This is a genomic window from Pilosibacter rotomagensis, assembly GCF_045062245.2.
In the GTDB taxonomy this organism is placed as follows: domain Bacteria; phylum Bacillota; class Clostridia; order Lachnospirales; family Lachnospiraceae; genus Pilosibacter.
Genome location: NZ_CM170323.1, coordinates 438,369 through 453,422, shown reverse-complemented (window position 1 = coordinate 453,422; position 15,054 = coordinate 438,369). Strand labels below are relative to the sequence as shown.

At 51.7% G+C, this 15,054-nt stretch carries 10 protein-coding genes and 4 tRNA genes; 4 read left to right on the top strand and 10 right to left on the bottom strand.

The window, feature by feature from the left end; translation table 11 throughout:
• Positions 1-4 precede the first annotated feature (4 nt).
• Positions 5-364, bottom strand: coding sequence for a hypothetical protein (locus ACI3EW_RS02115; protein ID WP_405582066.1), 360 nt, complete (start codon positions 362-364; stop codon positions 5-7).
• Between the two features lie 112 nt (positions 365-476).
• Here ACI3EW_RS02115 and ACI3EW_RS02110 point away from each other — a divergent pair, with 112 nt between their 5' ends.
• From ACI3EW_RS02110 to ACI3EW_RS02100, 3 genes are all read left to right on the top strand, one after another.
• The gene (locus ACI3EW_RS02110; RefSeq protein WP_405582069.1) at positions 477-1,556 is read left to right on the top strand and encodes an ABC transporter substrate-binding protein; all 1,080 of its coding nucleotides are present in this window, start codon (positions 477-479) and stop codon (positions 1,554-1,556) included.
• Between the two features lie 397 nt (positions 1,557-1,953).
• Positions 1,954-2,727 carry an ABC transporter permease gene (locus tag ACI3EW_RS02105; protein WP_405582072.1) on the top strand — a complete coding sequence of 258 codons (774 nt, stop codon included), beginning with the start codon at positions 1,954-1,956 and terminating at the stop codon, positions 2,725-2,727.
• On the top strand, positions 2,711-3,394 hold the full coding sequence (locus ACI3EW_RS02100; RefSeq protein WP_405582075.1) for an ATP-binding cassette domain-containing protein: 684 nt from the start codon (positions 2,711-2,713) through the stop codon (positions 3,392-3,394). Before ACI3EW_RS02105 ends, ACI3EW_RS02100 begins: the two co-directional genes overlap by 17 nt.
• 171 nt (positions 3,395-3,565) lie before the next feature.
• Here ACI3EW_RS02100 and ACI3EW_RS02095 read toward each other — a convergent pair whose 3' ends face one another.
• Positions 3,566-4,930 (bottom strand): MATE family efflux transporter, encoded by a 1,365-nt coding sequence (locus tag ACI3EW_RS02095; protein ID WP_405582078.1) that lies wholly within the window; start codon positions 4,928-4,930, stop codon positions 3,566-3,568.
• Positions 4,931-5,060: 130 nt separating this feature from the next.
• On the opposite strand from ACI3EW_RS02095, the gene ACI3EW_RS02090 reads away from it, so the two are divergent.
• Positions 5,061-5,132, top strand: a tRNA-Gly gene (locus tag ACI3EW_RS02090).
• Positions 5,133-5,330: 198 nt separating this feature from the next.
• Here the strand turns inward: ACI3EW_RS02090 and ACI3EW_RS02085 are convergent.
• The 8 genes from ACI3EW_RS02085 to ACI3EW_RS02050 form a co-directional block, all read right to left on the bottom strand.
• Complete coding sequence (locus ACI3EW_RS02085) at positions 5,331-7,157, bottom strand: VanW family protein (protein WP_405582081.1); 1,827 nt, start codon at positions 7,155-7,157, stop codon at positions 5,331-5,333.
• 435 nt (positions 7,158-7,592) lie between these two features.
• Positions 7,593-8,156 (bottom strand): manganese efflux pump MntP, encoded by a 564-nt coding sequence (locus tag ACI3EW_RS02080; protein WP_405582084.1) that lies wholly within the window; start codon positions 8,154-8,156, stop codon positions 7,593-7,595.
• A gap of 360 nt (positions 8,157-8,516) precedes the next feature.
• Positions 8,517-8,596 (bottom strand) — tRNA-Leu (locus ACI3EW_RS02075).
• A 45-nt stretch (positions 8,597-8,641) separates the two neighbouring features.
• On the bottom strand, positions 8,642-9,898 hold the full coding sequence (locus ACI3EW_RS02070) for a PP-loop family protein (RefSeq protein ID WP_405582087.1): 1,257 nt from the start codon (positions 9,896-9,898) through the stop codon (positions 8,642-8,644).
• Between the two features lie 197 nt (positions 9,899-10,095).
• Positions 10,096-11,916: a bifunctional homocysteine S-methyltransferase/methylenetetrahydrofolate reductase gene (locus ACI3EW_RS02065; protein ID WP_405582090.1), complete on the bottom strand. Its 1,821-nt coding sequence runs from the start codon at positions 11,914-11,916 to the stop codon at positions 10,096-10,098.
• A 199-nt stretch (positions 11,917-12,115) separates the two neighbouring features.
• Positions 12,116-12,186 (bottom strand) — tRNA-Gly (locus ACI3EW_RS02060).
• Between the two features lie 200 nt (positions 12,187-12,386).
• A tRNA-Tyr gene (locus ACI3EW_RS02055) sits at positions 12,387-12,468 on the bottom strand.
• Between the two features lie 122 nt (positions 12,469-12,590).
• Positions 12,591-14,651 carry an alpha-glycosidase gene (locus tag ACI3EW_RS02050; RefSeq protein WP_405582093.1) on the bottom strand — a complete coding sequence of 687 codons (2,061 nt, stop codon included), beginning with the start codon at positions 14,649-14,651 and terminating at the stop codon, positions 12,591-12,593.
• Positions 14,652-15,054 lie beyond the last annotated feature (403 nt).

The window sequence follows — 15,054 nt, the reverse complement described above, 5'->3', positions numbered from 1 at the left end:
TTTCTTAAATTGTATACAATAAAGTACAGGCAGCGAAATCCCTCGTATTTTCCTGGGTTTTTCTGTCTTTCTGTGTCGGATATTTGTTCGCAGTATGCGGCTGCCCAGCACCGATTTCTTTGTCTCTTTTTTTCACAAAGTCAGGTTCGGGTTCCGCCTCTTTCCCGTCGCTCCGCTTCCGATTATTTTTCGATTTGGCATATGCAGCCTTCGCCTTTAAAACATGTTTTTCCCCAATCTCATGTTGGATTGACATTCTCAAATCCCCATGATATATTCTATTTAGTTCGGTCGTGCTAACCCCAAAGGTCATCTGTCCTGAGGGAAAAGACGAAAAGAATCTGTTCCGGGAAAATTCTGCCATGGCAAATACCCCCCAGTATGCTCTTTTCGTGTGCATACCGGGGATTTATTATTTATGCAGACAATGAGAAAAGTCCATGTCTGTCAGATTTTTTTCAGGAGGAACTAAGTATATGAGAAAAATGTTATCCGTCATGATGGCTGCCGCGATCGCGGGATCTCTCCTTGCAGGCTGCTCATCATCCACAACCGAAACAACAGCTGCCGCTTCTTCCGCGGAGGAGACAACGACGGCTGCTGAGGAAACCACAACGGAAGCTGCTTCCGAGTCCGCCGCTGAAAACACCGGCGATGAGACCGTTGTCCGTGTCGGCGGTTTAAAGGGTCCGACAACCATGGGACTTGTAAAGCTCATGGATGAGGCCGCAAACGGGGAGTCCGAGAACAGCTACGAATTCACTATGGTCACCGCGGCTGACGAGATGACCGCCATGGTCGCAGGCGGAAAAGTCGATATCGCCCTGCTTCCGGCGAACGTCGCAAGCGTTCTCTACAATAAGACAAACAAAAATATCTCCGTGATCGATATCAACACTCTCGGCGTTCTCTACTTCGTATCTGCCGACAGCTCCGTGACAACGATCGATCAGTTAAAGGGAAAGACCGTATATCTTCCGGGAAAGGGAACTACTCCGGAATACGCACTCCGCTATGTGCTCTCCGCCGCAGGACTCGGAGAGGATGATGTAACTCTTGAATTCAAGTCCGAGGCATCTGAGGTTGCTTCCGTCCTCGCTGAGGATCCGAACGCCATCGGTCTTCTTCCGCAGCCTTTCGTAACTGCCGCTCTCGCCCAGAACGAAAAGCTCTCCATCATCATGGACCTCACAAAAGAGTGGGATAACGTCCAGGGTGACGGTTCCGGAAGCCGTCTTGTAACAGGTGTTACCATTGTAAACAATGATTTCTTAAAGGAGCACGAGGATCTCGTCGATACGTTCTTACAGGAACATGAGGCATCCATCGCCTTCACTGCGGAGGATCCGGATGCCGCAGCCGAGCTCATCGCAAAGGCTGAGATCGTCGCAAAGGCTCCGATCGCGAAAAAAGCGCTTCCTTACTGCAATATCACCTTCATCTCCGGTGATGAGATGAAAACAGCACTTTCCGGTTACCTTCAGGCTCTGTACGACCAGAACTCGGCCTCCGTCGGCGGTGAGCTGCCAGATGATGGATTCTACTATATAAAGTAATTGTGACTGCGAAAGTTCTCAACAGTTACAAGCATTCATGCCGACTGTGAAAAACGAGGTATGGCTGGCAAAACAGTCATACCTCATTTCTATATCGCCGTTTATTCTCACGGAATTTAGTTTACATAAGTCAGTTTAATAGCTTGAGCCATGAGAAATATCTGTTATAATTTGTAACTGTTCAGTAGGTCTGCGCACTTGCTGCGCTGACCGTAAGAAAACATAGGCTGGAAGGCAAAAATCCCATCAGCGAAGCTGATCTGGAATGGATTTTTGCACGTAACTATGAAGGCACTGAATAGTTACTATAATTTTATTATTACGATTACATGAAGAAATTCAACCGCTGGAAAACAGCATTGATTTTTATTACACTTTATGAAAGGAGACAGCCGCCATGGATCATCGTTTTCCCGGATTTCTCCGCAGGCTCTCGATCATCCTGTTCTGGATCATCCTCTGGCAGACCGCAGCCTCCCTGATCCGGAATCATATTTTCCTTGTTGGACCTGTCGATACGCTGCGGGCGCTCTGTGAACAGATCCTGCTCCCGGATTTCTGGTCCGCCATCGCGTTTTCTTTCTGGCGGATCAGCATCGGATTCTTTCTGGCGTTTTTTCTGGGACTTTTCACCGGATCTCTGGCGTACCGTTTTCCCATCGTGGACGAATTCTTAGAGCCGCCGGTGCAGCTCATGAAGACGGTTCCCGTCGCGTCCTTCGTGATCCTGGCACTGATCTGGACCGGCTCTAAAAACCTCTCCGTCTTTATCTCGTTCCTCGTGGTCTATCCCATGATCCATGTGAACACGAAAGCCGGGCTGATATCTGCGGACCGGGAACTTTTAGAGATGGCGGAAGTCTTCCACGTCCCGTTTATCCGCCGGGCGTTCTATATCTACCGCACAGCACTCTACCCGTACTTAAAAAGCGCCTGCCGCACCGCCCTCGGCATGGGATTTAAGTCCGGGATCGCCGCCGAAGTCATCGGTGTGCCGGACGGTTCCATCGGCGAGGGGCTGTATCTCGCGAAGATCTATCTGAGCACCGCGGAGCTCTTCGCGTGGACGGTTGTCATCATTCTTGTGAGCAGTCTGTTTGAAAAGGGATTCCTGTGGATTCTGAAGAAATGTGCCGGAAAGGGGGCCTATGTGAATGAGTCCGATAAATAAAAAAAATGACACTGCTCTCGCGCTCCGCTCCGTCACCAAATCCTACGACGGACAGCCGGTTCTCTCCGATCTCTCCCTAGAATTTTCCTCCGGAACTTTCTACTGTCTGATGGCACCATCCGGAAACGGAAAGACTACAATGTTCCGTCTGGTCCTCGGACTTGAAAAGCCGGATTCCGGTGTGATCCTGTTCGGTACACCGGCAGAGAATCCCGGCAATAACGATATAAAAGCATCTTCCGGCACGGTATCAAAATCTGATCCCTGCAAGATCCGGGGAATGCGTCCCCTGATCTCCGCAGTTTTTCAGGAAAACCGTCTTCTGGAAGGCTATACCGCCATTGAAAACCTCCGCTTCGCTCTTGGAAAGCGATATTCCAGCGAAGCTCTGACCGCATACCTGCTCCGTCTTCTCCCGGAAGACGCCCTGAATAAGCCTGTCTGTGAATTCTCCGGCGGCATGAAGAGGCGTGTCGCGATCCTGCGCGCGATCCTCGCACCGTCTGAGATCATTCTCATGGATGAGCCTTTTACCGGACTGGACGCCGATACAAGGCAGCTCACGATCGATCTGGTCAAAGAGCTCTGCGCCGGAAAGCTCCTGATCATCGCTACCCATGCGGAGGATGACGCAGAACTTCTGGGGGCGAAGATCATTCACTTATAAGTCAGGAAAAGCGTTCCAACTGACTTATAACTTCTCAACCAGATCATCTGATCTGCAGGTCTTTAACTTTAAAAAGCGTTCTCCTGTCCGGGCATCTCATCAACTGATATACCGCAGGAAAACGCTTTTTTATTATTTACGAACGATGCAGACAGTAACAGTTTTTTCTCTCTATCTTGCCGCAAACAGCTTATCCATCTTCCTCATATGGAAGAAGTAGACCACGAACATTGAACATCCCGTAAACAGCCAGGACGCCACATACACATTCATCAACATATCATAAGTCGTGAACATGCGGAATATCGTTGTGAGCCAGATCAGGCGGAATACGACCGTACCGAGGATCGTGATGACGGATGGCTCCAGAGACTTTCCAGTTCCTCGCAGGCAGGAACTGGCAACCTCATATGTCGCAGTTAAACCTTCCAAGGCACACACACGATCCATTCGTATGATCCCGTATGCCGCCACCGCAGCGCTCGTCGTATAGATGCTGACGAAAAAATCTTCCCACACGATAAAGATCACGCTGAGGATCTCCGTAAATCCGAATCCAAAGAGCAGGCAGAGCCAGAAGATCTTTCTGCATCTCTTCATGTTGCCCGCACCAAAGTTCTGACTTGTAAATGTAACCGCCGCCTGGGCAAATGCACCTGCAATATCATATGTAAAATACTCAAAATTCAGCGCCAGGGATGAACCCGCGATGGCCGCCTCACCGAACATGTTGATCCCACTCTGGATAAACACGTTGGAAACAGAAAAGATCGCACCCTGAATTCCTGCCGGGATACCGATCGCCAGCACCTTTTTCAGCTCATTTGTATCGATCCGCATCCTGTCAAACCGGAAGCTGAACTCATCATTCCTGCGGTACAGATGGGAGATAATGAGGAATGTGCTGACCACGTTGGAGATCACCGTGGCGATGGCAACGCCCGCAACTCCCAGATGGAATCCGATCACAAGGAGCAGGTTTAAAATTACATTCAGCACGCCGGACACGATAAGGTAGCACATTGGTCTCCTCGTATCACCGTAGCTTCTGACAATGGCAGCACCAAAGTTGTACGCGACCATAAACGGAATTCCCACAAAATAGATCCTGATATATAAGAGTGCCTGATCCAGCACTGTCTCCGGCGTTCCGGATGCCACAAGGACCAGTCTTGCCACCAGCACTCCGATCACGAGAAGCGCAATTCCGAGAACCGCACCGAAGGTCAGGATCGTGTGGACCATGCTGTTGATCTTACCGCGGTTCTTCTGGCCAATAAGGTTCGCCAGCGCTGCATTCGGTCCCACAGAAAGTCCTACGATCAGGTTCACGAAAATTCCAACCAGCGCCACACAGCTTCCCACAGCCGCCAGCGCCTGTTCCCCCGCGAATCTTCCCACAACGGCAACGTCCGCTGAATTAAACAGCTGCTGTAAAATACTGCTGAACGCTAACGGTATCGAAAACAGGATCAGTTTTCCTGCCAGTCCTCCGTTTAACATATCCATTTCCTTTGATCTTACTGATGTTTCCAATGGCTTTCTCCTCTTTTGCTTCCATGTGCTGACCTGACCAGTAAATTTTTTCATATCCTCCACAGTATACCACACTTTTCTTATCTTGACACTTCAAAAGATCCATGCTATCATGATGGTAACCTGATACGCACGAGTGGCTCAGTGGTGGAGTATCGCCTTGCCAAGGCGAGGGTCGCGGGTTCGAATCCCGTCTCGTGCTTTCAATGATACAAAAAAGGAGGTATCCGCTGGATATCTCCTTTTTTTGTATGTTCAAGCCCTGCCGGGCTCGAACGGTTCGATTGTCTACGCTCCGCGACGTCTCGTTCTCTCACACTAAATCAAAACGCACATCTTCTTTCTCCCATATAATTAAGGTAATTGAAAGCATGATGTGCGTTTTCTTTATTCTCTCTATTTAGTTTCCCGGAAATCCCGCAATATTTCCAATGGCTTCCGTCGGCGCCGCTGCAGTTGTTTCATCACCCGGGCCGTTTGGCGCGGCTGCCGTCGTTGCTTCTGTCGCCGGTGCAGCCGTCGTCGCTGCCTCAGTCGCTGCCGCTGTCGTCGATGCAGCCGTTGTCTCACTGTGTGTGCCCTTCGTCTCAGATCCACCGGTGGATACCGCTGTTGTCGATGTGCCGGAAGAACCGGCTGCGGTTGTCGCAGCGGCAGAGCTCTCCGGCGCGACGCTCTCGCCCGGAACGTATCCGTCCGGCATTCCGTCTACGGCTGCGGCGGACGTGGACTCAACGGCCGTCGTCTCATCCGGTGAAACCTTCACGGTTCCCGTATTTCTGCGGATCACAGCTGCATGTCCCTTGTAGGTTTTCGCGTGATCTTCTGTCTTCTCGATAACGGTTCCGTTCTTTGAAACGATCTTATAGGTAACCCAGCGGCTGCCGTTCGTCGCTGCCTTCTGTGTCACCTCGGTGCCCGGATCCAGCGTCGGGTCTTCCACATAGGTCGGCTCCGGCGGCGGAAGCTCATCCGTCTTCTCAGACTCCAGACTCCAGGTGATTCCATCTTCCAGAACCGGTACTCCGTAGAAGGAGACCGTCATCTTCCGGTTGCTGTAGTTCGCGCGGATACCGATCGCCGCCTTTGATGTATTGATAAACCGGAAATCCGGAATATCCCAGCTGATCGCCGCATCCTGTCCCGGAGTTACGTAGTTCGGCTCAAAGGTATGGGATCTTCGGAACGTGATCTGCATACCGGACTGGAATGCCACACGGTACATCGTCGAAGATACCTGGCATACACCACCGCCCGGTTCCTGTACGACCTCGCCTCCACTGTAGGCAGCCGCTTCCTGATATCCCTTTTCCGCCGTGCGCTGTCCTACAACCTTATTAAAGGAAAATTCCTCACCCGGCCGCACGATGGTTCCGTTGATAGCTCTGGCCGCAAGCTTTACGTTTGTATTTCTCTTCTCGTTGGCGGTCGTCTCCGTCGTAAACGTAGAAAGAGTCTTATACTGCTCCTTCGCGTTCGCTGCGGAAAGCTCCGGCTGGCTCTCATTGACCTCAGCCTGTATCACGGCGTCATAGTTTCCGCTTGTCGCAGCCTCCACGAGGTCCTTTATAAGCTTCTCCTGGTTCACAGCCTTGCCCGGAGCTCCGTCCGCAAACAGGAACTTATCCGTCGCAGCGTCATACTCGGAGATCGAGCCGTTCTTTGCCTTCACATCCCACTTCGCCGCCGCGTCCGCTGCTGCCTCTGCCGCTGCGGACTGCAGATCTTCAGAATCTTCCACCGAGAATGTATATTCTCCGCCATTCTTGTCAGCAGAAATCCCGTCCAAAAAGGCATCCAGCTCGGTGTCGATCATATTGTCCGCGTCCACGCTCTCCCCGTTGTAAGAGATCTTCACATTCCACGGAAACTTCGCCTCGATGGCAGCTTTCGCCTCACTCTTTGTCATTCCCTTTAAAGAAATCCCGTTGACGCTGATATCGGATGCCTGGAATGTGGATTCCTCCGCGACCGTATCCGTTGTCTTCTCTTTTCCATGCCCGAACAAGCCGGAAATAAGCCGGATCACTCCGATGATCAGGATCAGGCAGATGATCGCTCCGCCGATCATGATCCGCCGTCTTAAGATCTGTTTTCTCTTCCGCCTCTGCGCCCGGATCCAGGCCGGGGAATGCTGCCTGTACTCGTCTCTCTGGTCTCTCTGGGTTCTGGGATCTCTCTGGTCTCTCGGTCCCCTTGATCCCCTCTGGTCTCTCTCTCTGTTCATGTCTGTATTTTCCTTATTTTACTTTATCAGAATTTATCAGGATGCAACGACAGGGTCCGCACCGAAATGGTGCCGAACCCTGATATATATCGGTTATGATCATGTAATACCGTTCCAATTACGGTATTTTTACAAAATCTCATCTGTCTGTATCAGACAATTATTCATTATATCGGTACCGGAATGCCTTGTCAAGAACGCCGGACAACAAAAATTATGCCGATGCTCCGCATTCCGAATCGGCAAAATCCGCACTCCAACGGTATCATACGGAATTTTCAGTTCAGAAAATTCCTACCCGTGAAAAGTAACCTCTTAGTCCAAAAATGGACCCCCGGAAGTTTTCTCTCCCAAAGATCTATTTTTTCAACTTCTTTATCTGTTCCGGTCCTCTCCTGCTGCCGTTTTTTCGTGATCCGGCCGCGCTTTTCAGGCTCAGCCAAGGAATCCAAGATGCTCCAGCAAAATCTTGATCCCCATGAGGACCAGGATCAGTCCGCCGACAAACTCTGCCTTCGACTTGTACTTCATTCCGAATACATTACCGACCTTCACGCCGATCGCCGACAGGATAAATGTCGTACATCCGATGAAGGTCACTGCCCAGACGATGTTTACATGTAAAAACGCAAATGTCACGCCGACCGCAAGCGCATCGATGCTGGTCGCCACCGCCAGGGCTAACATCGTCTTCACGTCAAAGCTGGCGTTCAGTTCTTCGTCCTCATCCTCTCTGGCTTCCTTGATCATATTGATTCCGATGATCCCGAGAAGAACAAATGCGATCCAGTGGTCGATCTGTGTGATCATGGACTCAAACTGGCTTCCGAGAAGGTAGCCGATCGTCGGCATCAGAGCCTGGAATCCGCCAAAATATGCACCGCAGATCAGCGCGTGCTTCGGTTCCATCTTTTTTACCGACAAGCCCTTACAGACAGACACCGCGAACGCATCCATCGACAGTCCTACAGCAAGGATAAAAAGCTCTAAAAGTCCCATAAGTCATGTTCCTCCTAAAAATTGCTTATTTTTTCTGATAAAAAGGAATCCGCTTTCCGGTTTCCCGCGCCGAGCACGCTTTCCTGTGCGATCCTTCCGCCTCGCACATTGCGCATCTCAGGCACGCAGTGCCTTTTTGTTTAACAGAACGTTCCATCGGGATTTCCTCTTAAACAAAAAAAGAGACTCTCTCTGTCATTTTCGACAGATAAGTCTCATCATTTCAAGTAAAGCCAGGAACATTTCCAGTATGTTGACCTTACTGCGCTTTCCGGCGCCGACTACTCCCTTATTCTGGTAAGTCCGTAACTGTATTGTATCGTCACAGTTACATGAGTATCTTTTTGTCCTACAGAAGAGTGCGGATGAAGGGATTTGAACCCCCACGGTTGCCCGCCAGCTCCTAAGGCTGGTGCGTCTGCCAGTTCCGCCACATCCGCGCATTCTCCGATAGACTCTCATTATAGCGTGTTTGAAAAGAATTGTCAATTATGGATTTTCTTCGTCTCCTCATCGTAGTCATCCAGGAAATTGTAACTCCAGTCTCCCTTGTGATATCCGATGACCGTCTTCAGATTGATGTTGTGAACACTGTTGAAGATGTTCATGTCGATCGTGTCACAGCGCTTTCTGAGCTCCGCGATCAGCTCCTTCATCTCGTCGCGCTTCGATCCCTTTTCGCCGCCGCATGTCGCGCAGCGCTCCGTGAAACGGCACGCACACTGGATAAAGTGGAGGTGATTGTAATCTCTCCACGCCTTGATATCCGCCTCGCGGACCATGTACATCGGACGGATCAGCTCCATGCCCTCAAAGTTCTTGCTGTGGAGCTTCGGCATCATGGTCTCGACCTTTCCGCTATACAGCATTCCCATCAGCGTCGTCTCGATCACATCGTCAAAATGATGTCCAAGCGCGATCTTGTTGCAGCCGAGCTCTTTCGCGTGGGAATAAAGATATCCGCGGCGCATTCTCGCGCAGAGATAACACGGGCTCTTATCCACGTTGGCAACGATATTGAAGATATCGCTGTCAAACACCTGGATCGGGATTCCCAGAAGCTTCGCGTTATTTAAGATGATATTCCAGTTGTCCTCATTATATCCCGGATTCATCACGAGAAATACAAGGTCAAACTTCACTTTTCCATGAAGTTTCAGCTCCTGTAAGAGCTTTGCCATGAGCATCGAGTCTTTTCCGCCGGAGATGCAGACCGCAATCTTATCTCCTTCCTTGATCAGCTCGTAGTCATGGACTCCCTTTGTAAACCGTCTCCAGATCGATTTGCGGTATTTTGTGATGATGCTGCGCTCTATTGCCTTCGTGCGCTCCGCGACCTCCTCCTCGTTCATGACCATCATGGACAGGGACAGGCGCAGGAAGGAGCGGTATCCGCCTTCCACGCTTCCGGCGTCAAATCCGGCATCGTCCAGAAGTTCCGCCACATACAGGCTCTTGTTTCCCGTATGGCAGAGCACCCAGACCGGCTTGTCCTTCGGGATCGCCGCGAGAAGTTTTCCAACATTTACGCCCTCTTCCCAGGCCTTTCCCTCTCCGATCGTTCCGGACTCCATGTCCGCCTCCTCCGGATTCTCCAGGTATTCCACCAGCTTGTCCTCCGGGATATTTAACGCGGCATCCATGGACCCCTTTTTATATTCCTCCGCCGGGCGGATGTCGATGATCGTCCGGTCAAACGTTCTTCCATTGATCAGCTCTGCAGCTGTGATCGTCTTAATCATTCTCTTTCTATTCTCCATTTACGGCTGTCGCCCTGATCCGGGCACCGTCTCCTGCTGTTTTTACTTTTCTAAAATATCCGTAACTGTTCAGTACCCTCACACCTACGGGAACCTCCCCCGGAGCTTCCCTTCGGATGCATGGCAAGTTACGAGCAAAAATCCATTCCAAATCGGCTTCGCCGATGGGATTTTTGCCTTCAAGCCTGTGTTTTATTACGGTCAGCGCAGCAAGTGCGCAGACCTACTGAACAGTTACAAATATCCTTCAACATATAAACCCTGTTGAACGGGAATGAAAAATAATATCCGTCCGCGAAGTCCTCCACCAGCTTCATGACTTCCTTCGCAAGCTGGATGCCCACGGCCTCGCCTTCCTTCCGGCTGGCTTTTTCAGGGTATCTCGCGACGATCTCATCCGTCACATTGACGCCCGCGATCTCATTTTTCATGAACATCGCGTTCTTTCTGCTGATGAGCGGCATGATCCCGCAGAGGATCCGCGCCCCGGTCTCATCCTTGATCCGGCGCAGTCTCGCCGCGTCCTCCTCCGTGAATACCGGCTGGGTCAGGAAAAACTCCGCTCCCTCTTCCATCTTCTTCTTTACACGTCCGATCTCCACGTCCAGGTTCTTTCTTCCCTGGTTGATCGCACCACCGTAGCAGAGCGGATTCTTCGCGAAAACATCCTCGTTCATCTCCTTCGCGATCTTCATAAGCCCCGTGGAATCCGAGTTGAACACCGCTTTGACCGTCTGTCTCGCCGTCGACGGGATCGGATCTCCCGTGATGATCAGGAAGTTGTAAATATCATTGATGGCAGCTCCCAGAAACAGGGACCGCATCGCGATCGCATTCCTGTCACGACAGCAGATATGCGGCATCACATTTAATCCCGTCGCCTGGCGCACCTTGTTCGCCATGAGGACGGAATCGACTCTCGTTCTTCCGGACGGGGAATCCGGGAATGTGAGGACATCCACGCCTGCATTCTTTAAAAGATGGGCGGATTCCAGGAGTTTCTCATCATCCGCGTCAAACGGCGGCGCCAGCTCGACCGCGATAAGCTTCTTCTCTTTTCTGTTTCCGTTCTCATCATAGAGGAATCCCTGTCTTACCACATGTTCACTCTGTCCGCTGCTCTCCGCCTCTTTTTCCGGAGCACTTTTCTTCAGGATTCCGTCCCGGGCGGACATTTCACGGATAAATTCCGGATCCGTTCCACAGCAGCCGCCGAGAATGTCAGCACCGAGCTCCTGAAGCTCCTTCATCTTCTCCGCAAAATATACCGGAGTGTTGCCAAACTGAAGTTTATTTCTCGTCAAAGTCGGATATCCCGCGTTCGGGATCGCCAGCAGGAATTTATCCCCAGGACGTCCCGCTTTTTCCAGGATCTGGCGCATATGAGCCGGTCCCACACCGCAGTTTAAGCCCACCGCATCGATCTCCGGAACAGCCGCCGCGTCCGCCAAAAGGCGCTTCGCGCTGAGTCCTGCCGCGCTGTAGCCGAACTGGTTCACGGAAAAAGAGACTGCGATGAACATGTCATACTCGGCACGGATCTTTTTGATCGCCGGAAGGATCCCGTCGAGGTCTGCAAACGTCTCAAAGTCCAGGACTTTGACTCCTGTCTCCGCAAACGTCTTTGCGATCTGATAATACTCGTCCGCCGCTGCCGCCGCGTCCTCCGTCCCATTCACCGGGATCGGACCGATATCGCCTGCGATCCAGACGTTCTTCCCGTCCGCCGCGCTCCTTGCGATCTCCACCGCCGCGCGGATGTTCTTCTCAACTTCCGGAAAGCTCTCCTGCAGCGTCTCTGTGTTCGCCGCAAAAGTATTCGTCCGGATAAAATTTGCTCCGGCATTCAGATATTCCTCGTGGGTCTTCTTTACTTTCTCCGGGTCCGAGAGATTCGCAAGCTCCGGGATTTCCTGCGTCTGGTATTTTGCTGCAAAGTAAGTTCCGAACGCGCCGTCGGTGATGAGGTTGGTTTCTTTCAGATATTCACGTAAATTCATGCTCGTCCTCCTGGGGGTAAAAAAAGAATGGGCCTTGGCACATTCTCGCGCCGAGCGCGGTCGCTTACGACGATCTTCATCTTCGCGCGAGTGCGCATCTTAGGCACGCAGTGCCTTTTTGTTTAACAGGAAATTCCGACGGAATTTCCTGTTAAACAAAAAATCGGACCTCTAAATCCAGAGGTCCGACGCTTCAAAAAGCGGGTGATGGGAATCGAACCCACGTATCCAGCTTGGAAGGCTGGTGTTCTACCATTGAACTACACCCGCGTATAAACAATGAGAGGCAGCTGCTGATATGAAAAAATTTTCGTTGGGAGCTCGCTCACATAAGAAAATTTTCTCATATCAGCAGCTATCGCCGTTGCAAACGGCGATTATGGAGCGCAGCTCCATAATACCTCGGAGCCACCCTAATCATCGTCCCATTCCCTTGACATTCTCATCTCTTCAGGTCTTTGCTACCAAAATGGGCGGAGGTGGATTCGAACCACCGAAGCAAGTTGCAGCAGATTTACAGTCTGTCCCCTTTGGCCACTCGGGAATCCGCCCATATCATTCTGACAAGTCAAAATGATACCATACATCGATTCAAAAATCAAGCATTTTTTATGACCAAATGCCCTTGAAAACACTGCGTATTACAGTCCCGGCACACGCACCATGATCGCCATCTACTCGCCTTTACTCCCAATAAAGATCATCGCCCCATTCGCCGCGATCTCCACTTTCATCACACCGTCCGTCACCGGATACCGCACAGTGCCCGCGTTGTACCGCTCCGCATCCGTCGCCATCACGCGGTCCATAAAATCGCCGTTCACTTCCGCTTCCCACACCGGAATCCGGATTCTCTGGGAATAATCCTCACTGTTCACAACGACAACTCCCTGGCCGTCCGCATCAAAACGTCCATACGCGATCACACCATTCTCAGCCAGCAGCGGCTTTAACGCCCCGCGTCGGAACGCCGGAGTCCTGTTCCGGATCCCCGTGAGATACCGGTGAAATTCCGTGAGTTCCAGGTCTTCCTTTCCCCAGGGGAATGTTCTCCGGTTATCCGGGTCCGTCCAGCCAAAGACGCCAGCCTCATCACCGTAATAGATCGTCGGTGCCCCCGGCCATGTCATCTGGATCACCGCGCCGGAGCGGAAGGTTCCGTAATTCACGCCGATCTCCGCTTTCTCCGCATCCTCCGGCTTATAAAGCCGTCCCACGACGCGGTTCGTCCTCGTGAGGAATCGCGAATGGTCATGGTTTGAAAGTTCATTCATCGCCGCATAGAGAGATCCCGTCTGCATCCGGCTCATGTTGGAGAGCATAGAGCACATGAACGCCTGACTGTTGTGCAGAAGGTGGTCATCCTTCCGCTCGCTGTGCTTTTCCAGACCGGTCAGGAACCAGGATACCGGTTCCATGAACGCGTCATAATTCATCACCGTATCCCACTGGTCCCCGGAAAGCCATGTTGTGGCATCCCCGTAATGTTCCGCCAGGATCAGCGCGTCCGGATTCGCCTCCTTTACGACCTTCCGGAAATCTCTCCAGAACCGGTGGTTCATCTCCGGCGAATGACCGAGATCCGCCGCCACATCGAGACGCCAGCCATCGATCGAGTACGGCGGGGAAAGCCACCGTTTCGCGATATCGAGCACATACTGATACAGCTTTTCCGATCCCTCATAATTTAATTTCGGCAGCGTGTTATGTCCCCACCAGCCTTCGTAGGAGTCATTGTCCGGCCAGCCGTTCGCATCCTTAAACAGAAAGAAATCCCGGTACGGACTGTCCGCTGAGAGGTATGCACCCGGCTCATACCCGCCGTCCTTCTCATAGATCTTCTCACGGTCCATCCACTTGTTGAAAGACCCGCAGTGATTAAAAACTCCGTCCAGGATGATCCGCATGCCCCGCTTGTGGACTTCCTGCACAAAACGGGCAAAAAACGCATCACTCGCCGCCAGGTTCTCCCGGTCGGAGGTCCGCACGGAATACCGCTTCGCATTGCGGTTATCCGACGCATCCGCCGCCACAAGTTCCCCTTCATCCTTCACGATCACCCCGTAATGAGGATCGATATGTTCATAATCCTGGCAGTCATACTTGTGATTCGACGGGGACACAAACACCGGGCTCAGGTAGAGCACTTCCACCTTCAGGCTCTGCAAATAGTCGAGTTTGTCCCAGATTCCCTGGATGTCGCCGCCGTAAAACCGGTCCACATCAAGGACGGAAAGCCGCTCATTCCATTTTTCCACCTTCGCCACCGGAAATCCGATGTAGACATATTCGTCTCCCAGGACATCGTTCGTCGGATCCCCGTTATTAAACCGGTCCACGAAGATCTGGTACATCAGAGCGCCTTTCGCCCACTCCGGTACATGGAATCCAGGTGTGATCACAAACGGAGCGTCCATCCCTCCCGGCTCCGACACACCGAGGCGGTTATAGTGACAGACTTCGTCTCCTTTTACAACCTCAAAATCATATATCAACGGGGTCTCCCCCAGTTGGATCGTTCTCTCATAAAAATCAAATCTTCCGGCCGTCTCCGCCTTCTCAAGCTCCAGCCGCCTGCACTCATTCCGGTTTCCGCCATCACGGATCACCGCGTATACATGGTCCACGTCCCCGGCCCCGGTCCGGAATCTTATCTTAACATTCTCCCCGCACTCCGGCTCTTCCGGGATGCGGTACTCTCTCGTTCCATCGCTGAAAAGTGCCGCCTTCAACATTTTGAATGGCCTCCTTGTTGGTCTGATGCAGCCTCTCTTGCGATATCCGGGCTGCATTTTCTGTATCTGTTCTCACTCATTTCTCACAAATGTTATTATACAGGATTATATCCCCATTTGCACGTTTTTTCTGAAAGTTCACTCCGGCGATCCTCAAAAACTGTTTTTGCAGATTAAAAAGAATGTGCCTCGGCACATTCGGGCGCCTCGCGCGGTCGCTTGCGACAACCTTCATCTTCGCGCGAGTGCGCATCTTAGGCACGCAGTGCCTTTTAGGTTAACCGGAAGTTCCATCGGAATTTCCGGTTAACCTAAAAATCTGAAGCTCCCGCACGGCACAGCAGGATCCTCAGATTTTTTCTTTAAAAATGGGCAGAAAGAAAGCCAGCGGGGGGAACCACTG